The organism is Leucobacter massiliensis (genome assembly GCF_002982315.1).
In the GTDB taxonomy this organism is placed as follows: Bacteria; Actinomycetota; Actinomycetes; order Actinomycetales; family Microbacteriaceae; genus Leucobacter; species Leucobacter massiliensis.
In genome coordinates this window covers 595,332-612,726 of the sequence record NZ_MWZD01000017.1, presented here as the reverse complement: position 1 = coordinate 612,726, position 17,395 = coordinate 595,332, and the positions used below count along the sequence as shown (strand labels likewise).

At 70.6% G+C, this 17,395-nt stretch carries 15 protein-coding genes and 1 pseudogene; 5 read left to right on the top strand and 11 right to left on the bottom strand.

Annotated features, from left to right (window positions below):
- Window position 1: 1 nt before the first annotated feature.
- The gene (gene iolC, locus B4915_RS09675) at window positions 2–955 is read right to left on the bottom strand and encodes a 5-dehydro-2-deoxygluconokinase (RefSeq protein WP_105805567.1); all 954 of its coding nucleotides are present in this window, start codon (window positions 953–955) and stop codon (window positions 2–4) included.
- Window positions 956–1,195: 240 nt separating this feature from the next.
- On the opposite strand from iolC, the gene B4915_RS09670 reads away from it, so the two are divergent.
- Window positions 1,196–1,954, top strand: a complete 759-nt coding sequence (locus B4915_RS09670; protein ID WP_105805566.1) for a GntR family transcriptional regulator — start codon at window positions 1,196–1,198, stop codon at window positions 1,952–1,954.
- Here the strand turns inward: B4915_RS09670 and B4915_RS09665 are convergent.
- On the bottom strand, window positions 1,921–3,204 hold the full coding sequence (locus tag B4915_RS09665) for a glycosyltransferase (RefSeq protein ID WP_105805565.1): 1,284 nt from the start codon (window positions 3,202–3,204) through the stop codon (window positions 1,921–1,923). The two genes, B4915_RS09670 and B4915_RS09665, sit on opposite strands and share 34 nt — an antisense overlap.
- Before the next feature lie 182 nt (window positions 3,205–3,386).
- Here B4915_RS09665 and B4915_RS09660 point away from each other — a divergent pair, with 182 nt between their 5' ends.
- Genes B4915_RS09660 through B4915_RS09650 form a run of 3 tightly spaced genes read left to right on the top strand, consistent with a single transcriptional unit; the run spans window position 3,387 to window position 6,836 of the window.
- The gene (locus B4915_RS09660; RefSeq protein WP_105805564.1) at window positions 3,387–3,608 is read left to right on the top strand and encodes a heavy-metal-associated domain-containing protein; all 222 of its coding nucleotides are present in this window, start codon (window positions 3,387–3,389) and stop codon (window positions 3,606–3,608) included.
- Entirely contained in the window at window positions 3,605–5,863 is a 2,259-nt protein-coding gene (locus tag B4915_RS09655) for a heavy metal translocating P-type ATPase (RefSeq protein WP_105805563.1), read from the top strand. Before B4915_RS09660 ends, B4915_RS09655 begins: the two co-directional genes overlap by 4 nt.
- A gap of 25 nt (window positions 5,864–5,888) precedes the next feature.
- Window positions 5,889–6,836: a cation diffusion facilitator family transporter gene (locus B4915_RS09650; RefSeq protein WP_425436365.1), complete on the top strand. Its 948-nt coding sequence runs from the start codon at window positions 5,889–5,891 to the stop codon at window positions 6,834–6,836.
- Here B4915_RS09650 and B4915_RS09645 read toward each other — a convergent pair.
- From B4915_RS09645 to B4915_RS09620, 6 genes and pseudogenes are all read right to left on the bottom strand, one after another.
- Window positions 6,758–8,116: pseudogene (locus tag B4915_RS09645) on the bottom strand (NAD(P)/FAD-dependent oxidoreductase); the annotation flags it as partial. The gene B4915_RS09650 and the pseudogene B4915_RS09645 sit on opposite strands and share 79 nt — an antisense overlap.
- 64 nt (window positions 8,117–8,180) lie before the next feature.
- Window positions 8,181–9,194 carry an ABC transporter ATP-binding protein gene (locus B4915_RS09640; RefSeq protein WP_105805561.1) on the bottom strand — a complete coding sequence of 338 codons (1,014 nt, stop codon included), beginning with the start codon at window positions 9,192–9,194 and terminating at the stop codon, window positions 8,181–8,183.
- Complete coding sequence (locus B4915_RS09635) at window positions 9,178–9,984, bottom strand: ABC transporter permease (RefSeq protein WP_105805560.1); 807 nt, start codon at window positions 9,982–9,984, stop codon at window positions 9,178–9,180. The genes B4915_RS09640 and B4915_RS09635 overlap by 17 nt, the downstream gene beginning before the upstream one ends.
- A gap of 1 nt (window position 9,985) precedes the next feature.
- Window positions 9,986–10,867, bottom strand: a complete 882-nt coding sequence (locus tag B4915_RS09630) for an ABC transporter permease (RefSeq protein WP_105805559.1) — start codon at window positions 10,865–10,867, stop codon at window positions 9,986–9,988.
- A gap of 10 nt (window positions 10,868–10,877) precedes the next feature.
- Window positions 10,878–11,999, bottom strand: a complete 1,122-nt coding sequence (locus B4915_RS09625; RefSeq protein WP_105805558.1) for an ABC transporter substrate-binding protein — start codon at window positions 11,997–11,999, stop codon at window positions 10,878–10,880.
- 86 nt (window positions 12,000–12,085) lie between these two features.
- Window positions 12,086–12,706, bottom strand: a complete 621-nt coding sequence (locus tag B4915_RS09620) for a helix-turn-helix domain-containing protein (RefSeq protein ID WP_105805557.1) — start codon at window positions 12,704–12,706, stop codon at window positions 12,086–12,088.
- Between the two features lie 259 nt (window positions 12,707–12,965).
- Between B4915_RS09620 and B4915_RS09615 the strand changes: the two genes are divergently transcribed.
- Complete coding sequence (locus tag B4915_RS09615) at window positions 12,966–14,393, top strand: MFS transporter (RefSeq protein WP_105805817.1); 1,428 nt, start codon at window positions 12,966–12,968, stop codon at window positions 14,391–14,393.
- 117 nt (window positions 14,394–14,510) lie between these two features.
- On the opposite strand, the gene B4915_RS09610 is transcribed toward B4915_RS09615, so the two are convergent.
- Genes B4915_RS09610 through B4915_RS09600 form a run of 3 tightly spaced genes read right to left on the bottom strand, consistent with a single transcriptional unit; the run spans window position 14,511 to window position 17,394 of the window.
- Window positions 14,511–15,692, bottom strand: coding sequence for an ABC transporter ATP-binding protein (locus B4915_RS09610; protein WP_105805556.1), 1,182 nt, complete (start codon window positions 15,690–15,692; stop codon window positions 14,511–14,513).
- Window positions 15,693–15,697: 5 nt separating this feature from the next.
- Window positions 15,698–16,483, bottom strand: coding sequence for an ABC transporter permease (locus tag B4915_RS09605; protein ID WP_105805555.1), 786 nt, complete (start codon window positions 16,481–16,483; stop codon window positions 15,698–15,700).
- Window positions 16,480–17,394 (bottom strand): ABC transporter permease, encoded by a 915-nt coding sequence (locus tag B4915_RS09600; RefSeq protein WP_105805554.1) that lies wholly within the window; start codon window positions 17,392–17,394, stop codon window positions 16,480–16,482. The genes B4915_RS09605 and B4915_RS09600 overlap by 4 nt, the downstream gene beginning before the upstream one ends.
- Window position 17,395 lies beyond the last annotated feature (1 nt).

Here is a 17,395-nt window from a genome sequence, read left to right as displayed (position 1 = left end):
CTCAGGCCCCCTTCGCGAGTACGGCCTCGACCTCTGCGGCGTCGGGCATGGCGGTGGAGCACTCCAGCCGGGTCGCCACGATGGCACCGGCGACGTTGGCGAAACGCAGGATGCGCTCGAGCTCCCAGCCCTGCAGCAGGCCGTGGCAGAGGGCCCCGCCGAAGGCGTCGCCCGAGCCGAGTCCGTTGACCACCTCGACGAAGTGGGGCGGCACCTCGACGCGCTCCTCGCGGGTCTTCGCGAGCACGCCCTTCGGCCCCTGCTTCACGATGGCGAGCTCGACGCCGCGCTCCAGCAGCGCGTCGGCGGCGCGATCGGGCTCCGTCTCGCCGACGGCGACCTCGCACTCATCGCGGTTGCCGACCGCCACGGTGACCTGTTCGAGGGCGCGCGCCGCCTGCGCGGAGGCTTCTGCGGGCTCGGCCCAGAACATCGGCCGGTAGTCGAGGTCGAAGATGGTGTGCCTGCGGCCGTGGCGCGCGGCGAGCGCGGCGTGGTGGGCCGCCCGGCTGGGTTCTTCGCTGAGCCCGGTGAGGGTGAACCAGAGGATGCCCGCCTCGCGCACGGCGTCGAGGTCCAGCTCGGCCTCCGCGATCTGCAGATCGGGCGCGTGGGGCTTCCGGTAGAAGTAGAGCGGGAAGTCGTCGGGCGGGAAGATCTCGCAGAAGGTGACCGGGGTCGGATAGTCGGGGTCGGTGCGCACCTCGCGGGGGTCGACGCCGAGGCGGTCGAGCTCGCGGAGCAGGTAGCGGCCGAAGGGGTCGTCGCCCACCCGTGAGACGAGGGCGGTCCGGTGTCCGTACTTGGCGGCGGCGACGGCAACGTTCGCGGCGCTGCCCCCGAGGAACTTGCCGAAGGTGTCGACGTCTTCGAGCGGGCCCTGCTGCAGCGGGTAGACATCGACTCCGAGCCTGCCCATCGCCAGCACGTCATCGTGACGCCGTTGCTCCGACATTCGCTACCCGCCTTTCGAGGTGACGCGCAGCGGCACGGCCTGCGCCGCTGCATTTGTCCTAACAATAGCACGAATGCCCCGCGGCTCGTCCGGACGGTGCCCGGCCTGCGGCGGGATCCCTCCGCGATCCGGCGGAGGCGCGAGAGGGCGCCCGCGGCAGGGGCCCATAGAGGTAAGGTTGTCATCACATATGTGGCCGGCATCCCGATCACAGTCGCTCCATGCTCCACAGGAGGAACGATGAGCACCGATCCCGTGTGGCCGGAGGAGATCTTCACCGATCTCGATCGTTCAGGCCCGGTCCCGCTCTACTTCCAGATCTCCAGCCGCCTCGAACGCGCGATCCGCGAGGGCGTCATCCCCGCCGGCGCTCGCCTCGAGAACGAGATCTCCATCGGCGAGCGCCTGGGTCTCTCACGGCCCACGGTGCGACGCGCGATCCAGGAGCTCGTCAACAAGGGCCTGCTGGTGCGGCGACGCGGGATCGGGACCCAGGTGGTGCAGGCGAGGGTGAGCCGCCCCGTGGAGCTGACCAGCCTGCACGAGGATCTGACGCGGGCGGGACACCGGCCCTCGACGCGCGTGCTCTCGCTCGAGCGGATCGCCGCGGACGAGCACGAGGCGCAGCGCCTGCAGGTGGAGCCCGGCACCGAGATCACGCGACTGCGCCGCCTGCGCAGCACCGACGGCACGCCGATGGCGGTCCTCGAGAACCTGCTCCCGCCGGAGTTCACCGACATCACCGCGGAGACGCTCGAAGCGCACGGGCTCTACGAGCTGCTGCGGAAACGGGGCGTCACCATCAAGATCGCCAATCAGGTGATCGGGGCGCGCCGCACCCACGGGGACGAGCACGAGCTGCTGGACATCCCGAAGGGCAGCCCGCTGCTCACCATGGACCGCGTCGCCTTCGACCACGGGGGCCGCGTCATCGAGGCGGGCCACCACTGCTACCGGCCGGACCTCTACTCCTTCGAGACCACGCTCGTCTCGCGCTGAGCCGGAGCACTCACGCGGGCGAGCAACTCGCGATAGACCTCGAGCAGGCGGGCGGCGGAGGCGTCCCAGCTGCGGCGCAGGGCGTACGCGCGGGCCGCGGCGCCCATGCGCTCGCGGCGAGGGGCGTCGGCGAGGAGGCGATCGATGGCCTCGGCCCAGACCCGCGGATCGTCGCCGGCGGGATCGACGGGGATCAGGACACCCGTCTCGCCGTCGATCACGGCCTCGCGCAGCCCGCCCGCGTCGCGGGCGATGACCGGCACGCCGGAGGCGGCGGCCTCCAGCGCGACGAGGCCGAAGGTCTCGGAGTGGGAGGGCACGAGCATGATGCTGGCGCGGCGGATCCGCTCCGCGAGGTCGCGGCGGCGCAGCGCCCCGTCGAAGGCCGTGGTAGCCAGCAGCCCGTGCCGCGCGACCGCCTCGTGCAGCGAGCGCGCGTAGTCGTCGCCGTCGGGCGGCGGGGAGCCCACCACGCGCAGCATCGGGCGACGCGCCGGATCCATCACGGCGATCGCGTCGATCACGAGATCGAAACCCTTCAGCGGATGCAGCCGGCCCACGACGATCGCCTCGGGACGGCCACCGCTGCCGAACCAGTCCCGGTCCTCCTCACACTCCGGGGAGTCACAGGGGTGAAACAGCTCGGTGTCGACGCCCAGCGGCACGACGCGCACCCGGTCTTCGTCGCCGTCGAGCCGCTCGATCACCGTGCGCCGCTCCGCCTCGCTCACCGCGATCACCAGATCGACCTCGTGCGCGAGCCGGCGTTCCCCCGCGAGCCTCCCCGGCGACTCGGGCCGCTCCCCGGCGCCCAGCGGCGACTCCGGCGGCGCGGCGATGGAGTGGTAGCTCTGCACGAGGGGGACGCCGTGGGCGCGGGCGACCGGCAGCGCCGCGATGCCCGAGAACCAGTGCTCGGCGTGCAGCAGCTCGACGGGCGCCGCCCGCAGCTCGGCGTCGAGGAGCTCGCCGAAGCGGTCCATCACGCCCTCGTGCTCCCCCTTGGCGAGGAGCCGCGGCGGACCGGCGTCGATCTGCACGACCGTCAGGCCGGAGGCGAGCACGGTGCGCGGCGCCGGTGCCGGGTCGCTGCGGCGCGTGAAGATCGTCACCTCGTGACCGGCGCGCGCCAGGGCTTCGGCCTGGGCCCGCACCACGACGTTCATGCCGCCCGCGTCCTTCGTGCCCGGCACGTCGAGGGGTGAGGTGTGCAGCATCACGAAGCCGATGCGGAGCCGCTGGGAGTGCATGCATCGAGCGTATCGGGGTGTGTGCCGAAACCGCTCACCGCGAGGGCAGGGCGCCGTGGGGCCGAGTCCTGCGGGATCTCCGGGATTTCCCGTCCCGCACCCTTGAAAGATACCCCTAGGGGGTATATTCTGGGCACATCCGCACGGCCGACCGTGCGCGCATCCGACCGGAAGGAGTCACCATGCCGACGAGTGAATACCAGGTCACGGGGATGAGCTGCGGCCACTGCGAGAACGCGATCCGCGCCGAGGTCGAGCAGATCCCCGGCGTCACCGGCGTCTCGGTCAGCTCCGACAGCGGCCGGCTCTCCGTCACGGTGGACGGCGGCGCCGTCGAGGACGAGGCCGTGCTCGCCGCCGTCGAGGAGGCGGGCTACACGGCGAGCCCGGCCGGATCACGATGAGCGCCGCGCCCGCCGACGCCGCAGCCTCCACCGTCGAGCTCAGCATCGGAGGCATGAGCTGCGCCTCCTGCGCGGTGCGGATCGAGAAGAAGCTGAACCGGATCGACGGGGTCGAGGCGAACGTCAACTACGCGACCGAGAAGGCCCGGGTGCGCGTGCCCGCAGGCTTCGACCCGGAACTGCTCGTCGCAGAGGTCGAGAAGACCGGCTACTCCGCGGAGCTGCCCGCCCCGGAGCCGAGCCGGAGCGCCTCCCAGCCCGAGGACGCCCCGGGCGCCGAGGACCCCGAGCTGCGCGCGCTGCGCCGGCGGGTCATCGCGTCCGCCTGGCTCACGATCCCGGTGATCGCGCTCTCCATGATTCCGCCCCTGCAGTTCGACTACTGGCAGTGGGCCGCCCTCTGCCTGACCGCGCCGGTCGTCGTCTGGGCCGGATGGCCGTTCCACCGTGCCGCATGGACGAATCTGCGCCACGGCGCGGCAACGATGGACACGCTGATCTCGGTCGGCACCGCCGCCGCATTCCTGTGGTCGCTGTACGCGCTCTTCCTCGGCGGCGCCGGCGCGAGCGGCCTCACCCACGCCTTCGAGTTCTCGACGCACCCCCACGACGGCGGCTGCAACATCTACCTGGAGGTCGCGGCCGGCGTCACCCTGTTCGTCCTGGCCGGCCGGTACTTCGAGCTGCGCTCCAAGCGGCGGGCGGGATCCGCCCTGCGCGCGCTGCTCGAGCTCGGCGCACAGGAGGTGACGGTCCTGCGCGACGGGGCCGAGCAGCGGATCCCGGTCGGGGAGCTCGCCGTCGGCGACGAGTTCGTGGTGCGGCCCGGCGAGAAGATCGCGAGCGACGGCGTGATCGTCGCGGGGACGTCCGCCATCGACGCCTCGGCCCTCACCGGCGAGTCGGTGCCCGTCGAGGCCGGGCCCGGAGACACCGTCACCGGCGCGACCGTGAACACCAGCGGACGGCTGCGCGTCCGCGCCACGCGGGTCGGCGGCGACACGCAGCTCGCGCAGATGGCCAGGCTCGTCGAAGAGGCGCAGTCCGGGAAAGCCGCGGTCCAGCGACTGGCCGACCGCATCTCGGGCGTCTTCGTGCCGATCGTCATCCTGATCGCGCTCGGCACGCTCGCGGCCTGGCTCGCCCTCGGTTTCCCGGCGTCGAGCGCCTTCACGGCCGCGGTCGCGGTGCTCATCATCGCCTGCCCGTGCGCGCTCGGGCTCGCCACGCCCACGGCGCTGCTCGTGGGCACCGGCCGGGGCGCCCAGCTCGGGATCCTGATCAAGGGGCCCGAGGTCCTGGAGTCGACTCGGCGCGTCGACACCGTCGTGCTCGACAAGACGGGCACGGTGACCACCGGCAGGATGACCCTGCTCGAGGCGATCCCGGCTCCCGGCGTCGAGCGGACCGAGCTGCTGCGCCTGGCAGGGGCGCTCGAGGACGCCTCCGAGCATCCGATCGCCCAGGCGATCGCGAAGGGCGCGGTCGAGGAGCTCGGCACGAGCCTCCCCGAGGCCGAGAGCTTCCGCAACTCGGAGGGCAAGGGCGTCTCGGGCATCGTCGAGGGGCGCACCGTGCTCGTGGGCCGCCCCTCGCTGCTGGAGGACTGGTCGATCGCTGCGGTGCCCGCGCTGCAGGCCGCCCTCGAGGACGCCGGGAGCCGCGGGCGCACCGCGGTGCTCGTCGCCTGGGACGGCGCGGCGCGCGGCGTGCTCGTCGTCGCCGACACGGTGAAGCCGACGAGCGCCGAGGCGATCCGGCAGTTCCGTGCGCTCGGGCTCACCCCGATCCTGCTCACCGGCGACAACAGCGCCGTCGCCGAGCAGATCGCGGCCGAAGTGGGGATCGATCGGGTGATCGCCGAGGTGCTCCCGCACGACAAGGCCGAGCTCGTCTCGGGCCTGCAAGCGGAGGGCCGGGTCGTCGCGATGGTCGGTGACGGCGTGAACGACGCCGCGGCGCTCGCCCAGGCCGATCTCGGCCTGGCAATGGGCACCGGCACCGACGCCGCGATCGAGGCGGCCGACATCACGCTCGTGCGCGGGGATCTGCGCAGCGCGGCCGACGCGATCCGCCTCGCGCGCCGCACCCTGGGCACGATCAAGGGCAATCTGTTCTGGGCCTTCGCCTACAATGTGGCGGCGATCCCGCTGGCCGCCCTCGGCCTGCTCAACCCGATGCTCGCGGGCGCGGCGATGGCCCTCTCGAGCGTCTTCGTGGTGGGGAACAGCCTCCGCCTGCGGCGCTTCGCCTGAGCACAGGAGCGAGCCGGTGCGAGGAATGGAGGATCACGTGGAGCACGACTGCGGACCCGATTTCAGCGAGGGCCACCCGGAGCGCCCGCGGGCCGCGGAACGCCGGGGCCACGACCACGGGCACGACCACGGCGCCTCGGGCGCGAAGGCCGGGGCGACCGGCACCGCCCGGCACCGCAGACGGCTGGTCATCGTGCTCGCCATCACGCTCGCCGTGTTCGTCGTGCAGGTGGTGGGCGCCCTCGTCTCTGGCTCGCTCTCCCTGCTCGCCGACGCCGGCCACATGCTCACGGACGCCACGGGCGTCGCCATCGCGCTCATCGCGAGCCTCATCGCGGGGCTTCCCGCCAGTTCGAAGCGGACCTTCGGCTACCTCCGGGTCGAGGTGCTCGCCGCGCTGGCGAACGGCATCGTGCTCGGCGTGATCGCGGTCGTGATCCTCGTGCAGGCGATCGCCCGCTTCGGCTCCGAGGTCGAGGTCCTCTCGGGTCCGATGCTCATCGCGGCCGTGATCGGCGCCGTGGCGAACCTCGTCTCGCTGCTGATCCTGCGCTCAGGCCAGCGCGAGAGCCTGAACGTGCGCGGCGCGTATCTGGAGGTGCTCGGCGATCTGCTCGGCTCCCTGGCGGTGATCGCGGCAGGGCTGGTCATCCTGCTCACCGGGTGGAACGCGGCCGACCAGCTCGCCTCGATCGCGATCGCGCTCATGATCGTCCCACGCGCCGTGAGCCTGCTCCGCGAGGTGGTCGACGTGCTGCTCGAAGCCTCCCCGAGGAACCTCGACGTGGACGCGGTTCGGGATCACATGCGGACCGTGCCGGGGGTCGCCGAGGTCCACGACGTGCACGCCTGGACCATCACCTCGGGGGTTCCGGCGTTCTCGGCGCACGTGACGGTGACGACGTCGGCGATGTGGGCGATCGGCGAGGTGGTCGCGCGGCCGGCGAGCTCCGTGCGGTCGGCGATGCCGTAGGCCGCGTAGAGGCCCTTCGTGGCGATCCAGCGCAGCGGCTCCGGCTCCCACTTGCGCACGCGATGGTTCACCCAGGGCAGGGAGGTGATCTCGCTCGTCTCTCCGAGGATCAGATCCGTGATGGTGCGGCCCGCGAGGTTGGTCGCCGTGACCCCGGTGCCCACGTAGCCGCCGCCCCAGGCCAGCCCGGTGGCGCGGTCGAGGCCCACGGTCGCCGCCCAGTCGCGGGGCACCCCGAGCACGCCCGACCACACGTGGTCGACGGCCGCGCCGCGCGTCGCCGGGAAGAAGCGGTGCAGGATCTCGCTGAGCGTCTCGACGGTCACGGCGGGGGTCTGGCCGTCGGTGTCGGTCTTCGAGCCGAAGCGGTAGGGCACGCCGCGGCCGCCGATGGCGATGCGGTCGTCGGCGGTGCGCTGCGCGTACATGTAGACGTGTGCGAAGTCGCCGAGCACCTCGCCCTGGTTCCAGCCGAGCTCGTCCCACACCTCGGCCGGGAGCGGCTCGGTGGCGATGAGCGAGGAGTTCATCGGAAGCCACAGGCGGTGCAGCCCCTTGAGGTTCGCGGTGAAGCCCTCGGTGGCGCGCACCACGTACTCCGCGGAGACGGTGCCGTGGGTGGTGTGCACGCGGTGCGGAGCGATCTCGGTGACGCGGGTGCGCTCGTAGATCTCGACGCCGAGGCGCTCCACGGCATCGGCGAGGCCTGCGGCGAGCTTGGCCGGCTGGATCCGGGCCGCGTGGGGGTGCCACACGGCGGCGCGCGTGCCGGCCACATTGATCTTCGCGCGTGCCTCCTCCGCTTCGAGCAGCTGCAGATCGGTGTGCTGCCAGCTCTGCTCGGCGGCGGCGAAGGCGCGGATGCGCGCTTCCTGGGCGGGCGTGTAGGCGACGTTGAACTCGCCTCCGCGCTGGATGTCGGCGTCGATGCCCTCGGCCTCCGCGACCCGGATCACCTCGTCGACGGTCTCGTTCATCGCCTGCTGGAAGCGCTCGGCGGCGGCGCGGCCGTGCGTCTTCACGTACTGCTCGCGGCCGCCCGTCACCGAGTTGGTGAGCCAGCCGCCGTTGCGGCCCGAGGCGCCGTAGCCCGCGTGGCGCTGCTCCACGATCACGACCCTCAGCTCGGGGCGCGCGCGCTTGAGATAGTAGGCCGTCCACAGGCCCGTGTATCCCGCGCCGACGATGGCGACGTCGGCGGAGAGGCTGCCGGGCAGCTCGGCACGGCGCTTGGGCGCGCCGAGCTGCTGCCACCAGTGGGAGACATTGCCGTTGATCATCTTCGCTGTTCCTTCTCGGATCTGGGGGTCGGGATCGGTGTCGGTGGCGGGATCGGTGCGGGGGTCACGCGTCGAAGGCCGACGCGAGGGCGGGATCCCAGCTGAGCACGGCGGGCACGTTCTCGCCGCTCATCCAGCCGAGCGCATCCGCGCTGCGCACCACGCCCGTGGAGCCGTCTGGGAGGACGATCTCGTACTTCCAGCCGGATCCGAGGTAGATGGTCTGTCGCACCGTCACGGGGACGGCCGGCCGGCCGGCGCCCACTGCCGTCTCGTCGGGCAGCAGCAGGCCGTGCTCGGGTCGCACGACCGTGACCCCGCCCTGCGCGTGGTGGATCATGGTCGACTCGCCGATGAAGCCCGCGACGAAGCGCGAGGCCGGCCGCTCGTACAGCTCCTTGGCGGTGCCCACCTGCTCGATGCGTCCCTCGTTGAAGACCGCGATGCGGTCGGAGAGGGTGAGCGCCTCCTCCTGGTCGTGCGTGACGAAGACGAAGGTGCGCCCCACCTCGCGGTGGATGCGGCGCAGCTCGAGCTGGAGGCGCTCGCGCAGCTGCTTGTCGAGGGCGCCGAGCGGCTCGTCGAGCAGCAGCACCTGCGGCTCGAAGACGAGCGCGCGGGCGAGCGCGACGCGCTGCTGCTGGCCGCCCGACAGCTCTCGCGGGTAGCGGCCCTCGAAGCCGGAGAGCCCCGCGGTGTCGAGCGCGGCGCGCGCGAGGTGATCAGCCTCGGCGCGCGCGACCTTCCGCTGGCGGAGCGGGAACAGCACGTTGTCGAGCACGGTGAGGTGCGGGAACAGCGCATAGTGCTGGAACACGATGCCGAGGCCGCGCTGGTGCACGGGCACGTCGTCCATGCGCCGGCCGTCGATCTCGATGTATCCCGAGGTCAGATCCGTGAAGCCGGCGATGAGGCCCAGCGTGGTGGTCTTGCCCGACCCGGACGGGCCGAGGAACGTCATGAACTCGCCCGGCTCGACGACGAGCGAGACGTCGTCGAGCGCGATCGACTTGGGGTAGTGCTTCGAGACGCCTGCGAGCACGATCTCCGCGCCGGCGCGCTCAGCTCTTTCTGGCACGGTTCTTCCTTCCGGTGAGCACGAGCGCGCCGATGACGAGCGTCGTGGTGAGAACGAGGATGACGGTGGCCGCCGCCGCCAGGGTCGGGTCCGTGTCGCGCGTCACGCTCGCGTACATCAGCACCGGGAGGGTGTTGAGGTACGGGCTCTTGATGAACAGCGACAGCACGACCTCGTCGAAGGAGGTGACGAAGGCGAAGAGCGCGCCAGACACCATGCCGGGCACGATGTTCGGCAGCGTCACCTTGAAGAAGGTCGCGACCCGGCTCGCGCCGAGGCTGAGCGCCGCGAGTTCCAGCCGGTCGTCGAAGCCCGCGAAGCCCGCGGAGATCGCGATGACCGTGAACGGCAGCGCCAGCACCGTGTGCGCGAGCACGAAGCCGAGGATGGTCCCGACGAGTCCGAGCTTGAGGAAGATGGCGTAGATGCCGATCGCGACGACGATGCCCGGCACGACCATCGGCGCGAGCAGGCCGATCCGGAGGGCGGAGCCGAGGCGCTTCGCCGCGAGCGCCCGCAGCCCGAGCACCGCGAGCAGGCCGAGGACGGTGGCGACGACGGCCACGAGCAGGCCGATGAGGAGCGAGTTCACGAGCGCGGATGTCCACTCCGCACTCGTGAAGAACGACTCGTACCATCGCAGCGACCACGACTCGGGCGGGAACACGAACGACGCCTTGCCGGTGAAGCTGAGCGGGATCACGACGAGCGTGGGCGCGATGAGCCAGAGCGCGACGAGCGCGCTGATGGCCCAGAGGATTCCCCGGGTGACGGGGTGCACGCGGTTCATGTCAGAACACCTCCACGGAGAGGCCCTTGCGCCGCGCGGCCCGCAGGATCAGCGCGACCACGCCGAGCAGCAGGAACGTGGCGAGGAGCAGGATCACGCCGAGGGCGCCGCCTCGGCCCCACTCGAGCAGGCTGCTCACCTGCGCGTAGATCTGCTGGGCGAGCATGCTGTCCGACGGCGATCCGAGCAGGGCGGGGGTCACGTAGAAGCCGAGAGCCTGAATGAACACCATCAGCCCGCCGGCCGCGATCCCGGGGAGCGAGAGCGGCAGGAAGATCCGGAGGAAGGCGACCGAGGGTCGAGCGCCGAGGGAGCGCGCCGCCGTCACCAGCCGCCCGTCGATGCCGGACATCACGGCGTAGAGCGGGAGCACCATGAACGGCATGAGCACCTGGCTGAGCCCGATGAGCACGCCCGTATTGGTGCGCAGCAGCTTGAACGGGCCGAGCCCGAAGAACTCGAAGAGGGAGTTCACCACCCCGGAGTCCTGCAGCAGCACGATCCAGGCGAAGGTGCGGATCATGAGGCTCGTCCAGAACGGGATGAGCGCGATGACGACGAGCACGACCCGCGCCCGCGGCCCGACCATCGTCATGAGGAAGGCGTAGGGGTAGGCGAGGAGCAGGCACACGAGCGTCGCGATGAGCGCATTGCCGAAGGTGCGCAGGATGACCGAGACGTTCTCGGAGTTCTCGAGTGCCCAGACGTAGTTGCCGAGGCCCGGCTCCGGCTCGGTGACGCTGCGGAGCATGCTCTCGAGCACCGGGTATGCGAAGACGCCGAGCAGCAGCGCGTAGGCGGGGAGGAGGAGCAGGAGTGCCCGGAGGGGTGCGCGACGCGAGGTGTTCGCGGCGCGCACCACCGGGAGATTCGTGGTCGTCACGGGGTCTCGACTATCCCTGGAGCCACTTCATCCAGCGCTCGAGCTCGGAGTCGTAGTTCTCCGCCCACCACGCCGAGTCGGTGGACACCATCTGCTCCGCGATCCCGGGATCGGTGGTGAGGAAGCGGGTGCCGAGCTCGTCGAGCTGCGGCTGCGCGTCCACGTTGACCGGCGAGTAGGAGGTGAGCTCGGTCAGACGGGCCTGCTGCTCCGCTCCGAGGTAGTAGTTGAGGAACGCCATGGCCGCGTCGGGGTTCTTCGCGTTCTTGGGCACCGTGAGCGCCTCGTGGATGACGAGCGCCTGATTCCAGACCGGCCGGTAGTTCGCGCCGTTCTTCACGGCCTCGTAGCCGCGGCCCGACCAGACGAGCGCCATGTCGGCCTCGCCGGACTCGATCATCTGCGTCGACTCCGCGCCCGTCTTCCAGAAGATCAGGCTGTCGCGGATCGTGTCGATCTTGTCGTAGGCGCGATCCATGTCGAGCGGGTAGAGCTCGTCCTCGGCGACGCCGTCGGCGAGGAGAGCACCCTCGTAGACGCCGGGCCCCACGTCCTCGAAGCCGGCGATCGCGCGCTTCCCCGGGAACTTCTCGGTGTCGAAGAAGTCCTTCCAGCCGGTGGGGCCCTCGGGGTAGGTGTCGGCGTTGTAGAGGAACACGTAGCCGTACTGCATCGCGGGCACGTAGCAGTCGCCCGCGAGCCCCTCGGGGACCTTCGAGAGGTCGACGATCGAGGTGTCGATGTCCATGAGCAGGCCGTCTTCGGCGTCGCACTGCTTCTGCGCCCAGATCACGTCGGTGTCCACGACGTCCCAGGTGACGGAGTTGTTGTCGACCTGGGCCTTGACCTTCGCGTACTCCGTGGGACCGTCTTCGAGCAGCTTCGCGCCGGAGGCCTCTGCGAAGGGCTTGCCGATGGCTTCCATCTGCCCCTCCTGGAACGAGCCACCCCAGGAGACGAAGGTCAGGGGCACTCCGTCGAGCGCACCCTCCTTGACCGTCCCGGCCTGGGCCGGTCCGTCGCCCAGGTCGATCTCGGCGGGGCCGGCCGCGCTGCAGCCGACGATGAGCACGCCCGTCGCCGCGGCGGCGAGCGCCGCGGAGAGTGCGCTTCGCGTCGTCCGTGTCTTCATGTGCATCTTCTCCTTTGACGATGTAACGGGGGGTCGAGGACTCGGCGCCCGGGCTCCGGGCGCTCGCGGCGCCGAGAGCCGGAGCGTCAGTTCGGGGTGGTCTGGTGGGCGCGGCTGTCCACGCTCTCCTCCTCCACGGTGGGCGGGCTGCAGATCCAGATGACCTCCGCCGCCGCCGCGCTCTCGTTGACGACGCGGTGTGGCACCGAGCTGAGGAACTCGATCGAGTCGTCCTTGTGCATGGTGTACCGCTCTTCGCCGAGCTCGAGCACGATGGTCCCGGAGGTGACGATGAAGACCTCCTGGCTGTGCCCGTGCACGTAGGGCTCTGCGCCCGTGCTGCTGCCGGGCTGGAACACCCCGGCGTAGACCTCCAGGTTCCGCAGCGGCGGGAGCGAGACGACGTACTTCTCGGCGCCCTCGAGCGGCAGGCTCGGGCGGTCCTTCGCCCGGAGCACCCCGCGGGTCTGGGCGGCGCGAGAGTCGAGCAGCTGCGCGGGGCTCACGCCGAGGGCACTCGCGATCTTCCGGAGCGAGGCCACACTGGCGTTCGTGTGGCCGTTCTCCAGCTGGCTGAGGAAGCTGGAACTGACGCCGGCCGCGGCGGCGAGCGCGCGCAGGCTCATGCCGCTCAGCTCGCGGAAAGCGGCGACGCGGCGGCCGAGCTCGGCGTTCTCCGGATCGCGGGGCGATTCTTCGTGTCCCATGCCGCCTCCTCGCGAAACTACACACCGCTCACCGGTTCACTGAACACGATGTTCAGTGAACTGCACACCACCGTACAGTGGCTCCGCTCGCTGCGCAAGACCGCATCCAAGAAAGTTCCGCGTCCACCACGGCGAGACCGCCCGAGACCGCCCCGGCGCCCGCCTACACTGGATGACGGAGCCTCACAAGGGAGCCGCCCTGTCAATGGCGCTGAGCCATCGACATCCCACCCTCGATCGTGGCCAGCGCTCCACCACGATGGAAAGCTGCACCGACTTGTCTGCCACATCCGCCCCGCCTGCCCTCCGCGGCGCCGCCCCGCGCAACTCCCGCTCCCGGGTCATCACCGCGAGCCTCATCGGCACCACGATCGAGTTCTACGACTTCTACGTCTACGCGACCGCCGCCGTGCTCGTCTTCCCGATCCTGTTCTTCCCGACCGGCAACGAGACCACCGCGCTCATCGCCTCCTTCGCGACCTTCGGCGCCGCGATGCTCGCGCGACCCGTCGGCGCGGTGTTCTTCGGGCACCTCGGCGACCGGCTCGGCCGCAAGACGACGCTCGTGGCCTCGCTGCTCACGATGGGGATCGCGACCTTCCTCATCGGCCTGCTGCCCACGCACGAGAACATCGGCGTGTGGGCGGCCGTGCTGCTCACCGTGCTGCGTCTCGCCCAGGGCTTCGCCATCGGCGGCGAGTGGTCGGGGGCCGCGCTCGTGGCGACCGAGAACGCCCCCGAGGGCAAGCGCGCCTGGTACGGCACCTTCCCGCAGCTCGGCGCCCCGCTCGGCTTCATCATCGCGAACATGCTGTTCTTCGCGATCAACAACGCCCTCGCCGACCCGGGCGCGCCCGGCGTGGCCTCCGAGGCCTTCCTGAGCTGGGGCTGGCGCGTGCCGTTCCTGTTCTCCGCCGTCATGGTGATCATCGGCCTGTGGGTGCGCCTCAAGCTCGTGGAGTCGAGCGTCTTCGAACAGGCGAAGGAACGCGGCACCGTGAAGCGCCTCCCCCTCGCCGAGGCCGTCAAGCACCACTGGCGTGCCCTCATCCTCGGCACCTTCGCGATGCTCGCCACCTACGTGCTCTTCTACCTGATGACCTCGTACACGCTCACCTTCGGCACCCGCCCCGGCCTCGCCGCCGCCGAGCGCGCCGCCGCCGCGACGGGCGCGGACTTCGACCCGGCGAGCTACGTGCCGGGCTTGGGCTACAGCTACAACGAGTTCATCCTCATGCTCGTCTTCGGGGTGGTGTTCTTCGGGGTCTTCACGCTGGTGTCCGGCCCGCTCGCCGACCGCTTCGGCCGCCGCCGCACGCTCATCTGGGTGACGGCCGCCATCGCGCTGTTCGGCTTCACCTTCGTGCCGCTGCTCGGCGGCACCACCGCGGCCGTGATGTTCTTCCTCGCGCTCGGCTTCACCCTGATGGGCCTGACCTTCGGGCCGATGGGCGCGTTCCTGCCCGAGATGTTCCCCACGCACGTGCGCTACACCGGCTCGGCAATCGCCTACAACGTGTCCTCGATCCTGGGGGCGGCGCTCGCGCCCATCGTCGCCGTGTGGCTGTGGGGGCTCGCCGACGGCAGCCCCGTCTACGTCGGCCTGTACCTGACGGGCGCCGCAGTGCTCACCCTGGTCTCGCTGATCCTCACCCCCGAGACCCGGCACGTCGACCTGGCCGAGTAGCCCGGCGGCGCCCAGCACCGGATCGCCGCCGGAGCGCGCCGGTGCCCGGCCCTCCGTCCGGCGCCGCGTCCCGGGGCGGGAGCGCATCGCTCGCCGCCCCGGGACGGCGCCGCCCGCTCAGGTCGTCGACTCGCCGGCCTCCCCGGTGTCCACGAGCAGCACCCCGGAGGAGACGTCCCACATCATCGTGACCCGGTCGCCGCGGTTGTGGATGCGAGCGTCCTGGCCCGCCCGCACCGCGCCCTCGGTGCCGTCGGGCAGCTCGACCGTGTACCGCCGGGAGGCGCCCAGGTAGGTGACGTCGGTGATGGTCACGGGGATCGCGTTCTGCTCGCTCCGGGGAGCGGTCCCGGCCGCCTCCAGCCTGAGGTTCTCGGGCCGGATGAGGATCGCGAGATCCTCGTGCGCACTCTGGCCGTCGGCGACGATGCGGTGTCCGGCGAGCTCGATGACGGTCTGCCGCTCGCCGTGCGCCGAGCCCTTGCCGAGGAGCACCGTCGACTCGCCGAGGAAGCGCCCCACGAACAGCGTCTGCGGGGCCTCGTACAGGTCTTCCGCCGTGCCGAGCTGCTCGATCCTGCCGTTGTTGAAGACCGCGATCCGGTCCGACATCGACAGCGCCTCCTCCTGATCGTGCGTGACGTACACGAAGGTCGAGCCGACCTCGCGGTGGATGCGCTTGATCTCGCCCTGCAGCCACTCGCGGAGCTTCTTGTCGAGCGCGCCGAGCGGCTCGTCCATGAGCAGCACCCGCGGCTGGTACACGAGCGCGCGGGCGAGCGCCACGCGCTGCTGCTGCCCGCCCGAGAGCTCCGAGGGGTAGCGCTCCCCGTACTCGCTCATGCGCACCATGCCGAGGGCCTGGGCGACTCGCTCCCGCTGCTGCGCCTTGCTCAGCTTGCGGCGCTGCAGCGGGTAGGCGATGTTCTCGGCGACCGTCTTGTGCGGGAACAGCGCGTAGTTCTGGAAGACCATCCCGATGTCGCGCTTGTGCGGCGGGAGCTTCGCCACCGGCTTGCCGTAGATGTGCAGCTGCCCCTCGGAGACCTGCGTGAACCCCGCGATCATGTTCAGCGTGGTCGTCTTGCCCGAGCCGGACGGCCCGAGGAAGGTCATGACCTCTCCCGGCTCGATCACCAGGTCGATCCCGTCGCCCACGGCCTTCTCGCCGTACCGCTTCGTGACGCCCTGCAGGCTGATGCCCGCCTCGCCGATCGTGTGGATCGCGTGCGTGTTCAGGCCGTCCGCGCGCAGCTCCTGCTCGTGCCCGGCGGGGACCGGGATGTCGTCGTGGGTCATAGCGTTCACGCTATCGGTCGCTTTCTCTTCCGCGTGGCCGACTGGGCGATGAGCATCACGATCACGGAGGTGAGCATCGTGATGACCGCGACCGCCGCCACCGTGGGGTCGTTGGTCTGGGTGACGCTGTTGAAGATCTTCACGGGCAGCGTCTGCAGGGACGGGGACTGGATGAACAGGGACAGGATCACCTCGTCGAAGGAGGTGACGAAGGCGAACAGGGCGCCCGCCGTGACCCCCGGCGCGATCAGCGGCAGGGTGATGCTGAAGAAGGTGCGCATGCGTCCGGCGCCGAGCGTGGCGGAGGCCTGTTCGAGCCGCGGATCGAGCCCCTGCAGCGACGCCATCACGTTCGTGATCACCAGCGGCATGGACACGATCGTGTGCGCCAGCACGAATCCCGGCAGCGTGCCGAGCAGGTCCATGCGCAGGAACAGCGAGTACAGGCCGACGGCGAGCACGATGCCCGGGACGATCAGCGGCAGGAGGAAGTATCCCTCCAGCATCCCCTTGCCGCGAAAACGCAGCTTCGAGAGGCCCAGCGCGGCGAGCACTCCGACCGTGGTCGCGACGAGCATCGTGAGCAGCGCGACCTGCAGCGAGGAGAACAGCGCCCGCAGCCAGCTCGCATCCGTCACGAAGTTCTCGTACCAGCGGGTCGAGAACCCCTTCGGCGGGAAGTTGAAGGAGGACGCCTCGTTGAACGACATCGGCACGATCACGAGGGTCGGCACGATCAGCCACAGCACGATCAGGACCGAGAAGGCGCCGAGCAGGCGCTTCGTCGTCATCGGTTCGCCCCCGGGAACAGGCTGCCGTTCCGGTTGAAGCGCGACACGAGCACCAGGATGAGGATCGTGCAGGCCAGCAGGAAGACGCCGAGGGCGGTTCCCTGGCCCCACATCAGGAAGACGCTGATCTGCTGCTGGATGAGGGCCGAGATCATGATCTCCTTCGAGGAGCCGAGCAGCGCCGGGATGATGTAGAAGCCGAGGCCCAGGATGAACACCGTCACCCCTCCGGAGAATATCCCCGGCCGGGACAGCGGGAGGTACACCGTGAAGAACGCGGTCACCGGATTCGCACCCAGATTCGAGGCCGCCGGCAGCAGGCGCTTGTCGATCTTCGCCATCGACGAGTACAGCGGCAGCACCATGAACGGCAGCAGCACCTGGCTCATGCCGAGCGCCACCCCGAAGGTCGTGCGGATCAGCGGGATCGGGCCGATCCCGAACCAGGCCGCCAGCAGGCCGTTGATCGGCCCGGTGTCCTGCAGCAGCACCATCCAGGCCAGCGTGCGCACCAGGATGGACGTCCACAGCGGCATCATGATGAACAGCTGCATCAGGTTCCGGGTCCGATCCGACACGACCGTCATCAGGTATGCGTACGGATACGCGAGCAGCAGGCACACCACCGTCACGAGGATCGCCGTGCCGAAGGTGCGCAGCACGACGTTCAGATTGGCTTCCGTGGTGAAGAGCCAGACGTAGTTCTGCGCGCCGGGCTGCGGATCCGTGACCGAGCGGATGAACACGTCGATCAGCGGGGCGAGGAAGAACAGGGTGACGATCACGAACGCCGGGATCAGCAGCAGGAGGGGGCGCCAGTTCCCCGGCCCCCGCCGCCGCGACCCTCGGACGCCCGCACCGAGGACGCCGCTCTGCACGGCGACGGCCTCGGTGACGGTGCTCTCGGTCATG

Excerpts from the sequence above, each read along its gene's own strand:
- iolC (WP_105805567.1), bottom strand. The coding sequence starts at position 955 with ATGTCGGAGCAACGGCGTCACGATGACGTGCTGGCGATGGGCAGGCTC.
- B4915_RS09670 (WP_105805566.1), top strand. The coding sequence starts at position 1,196 with ATGAGCACCGATCCCGTGTGGCCGGAGGAGATCTTCACCGATCTCGAT.
- B4915_RS09665 (WP_105805565.1), bottom strand. The coding sequence starts at position 3,204 with ATGCACTCCCAGCGGCTCCGCATCGGCTTCGTGATGCTGCACACCTCA.
- B4915_RS09660 (WP_105805564.1), top strand. The coding sequence starts at position 3,387 with ATGCCGACGAGTGAATACCAGGTCACGGGGATGAGCTGCGGCCACTGC.
- B4915_RS09655 (WP_105805563.1), top strand. The coding sequence starts at position 3,605 with ATGAGCGCCGCGCCCGCCGACGCCGCAGCCTCCACCGTCGAGCTCAGC.
- B4915_RS09650 (WP_425436365.1), top strand. The coding sequence starts at position 5,889 with ATGGAGGATCACGTGGAGCACGACTGCGGACCCGATTTCAGCGAGGGC.
- B4915_RS09635 (WP_105805560.1), bottom strand. The coding sequence starts at position 9,984 with ATGAACCGCGTGCACCCCGTCACCCGGGGAATCCTCTGGGCCATCAGC.
- B4915_RS09625 (WP_105805558.1), bottom strand. The coding sequence starts at position 11,999 with ATGAAGACACGGACGACGCGAAGCGCACTCTCCGCGGCGCTCGCCGCC.
- B4915_RS09620 (WP_105805557.1), bottom strand. The coding sequence starts at position 12,706 with ATGGGACACGAAGAATCGCCCCGCGATCCGGAGAACGCCGAGCTCGGC.
- B4915_RS09615 (WP_105805817.1), top strand. The coding sequence starts at position 12,966 with ATGGAAAGCTGCACCGACTTGTCTGCCACATCCGCCCCGCCTGCCCTC.
- B4915_RS09610 (WP_105805556.1), bottom strand. The coding sequence starts at position 15,692 with ATGACCCACGACGACATCCCGGTCCCCGCCGGGCACGAGCAGGAGCTG.
- B4915_RS09605 (WP_105805555.1), bottom strand. The coding sequence starts at position 16,483 with ATGACGACGAAGCGCCTGCTCGGCGCCTTCTCGGTCCTGATCGTGCTG.
- B4915_RS09600 (WP_105805554.1), bottom strand. The coding sequence starts at position 17,394 with ATGACCGAGAGCACCGTCACCGAGGCCGTCGCCGTGCAGAGCGGCGTC.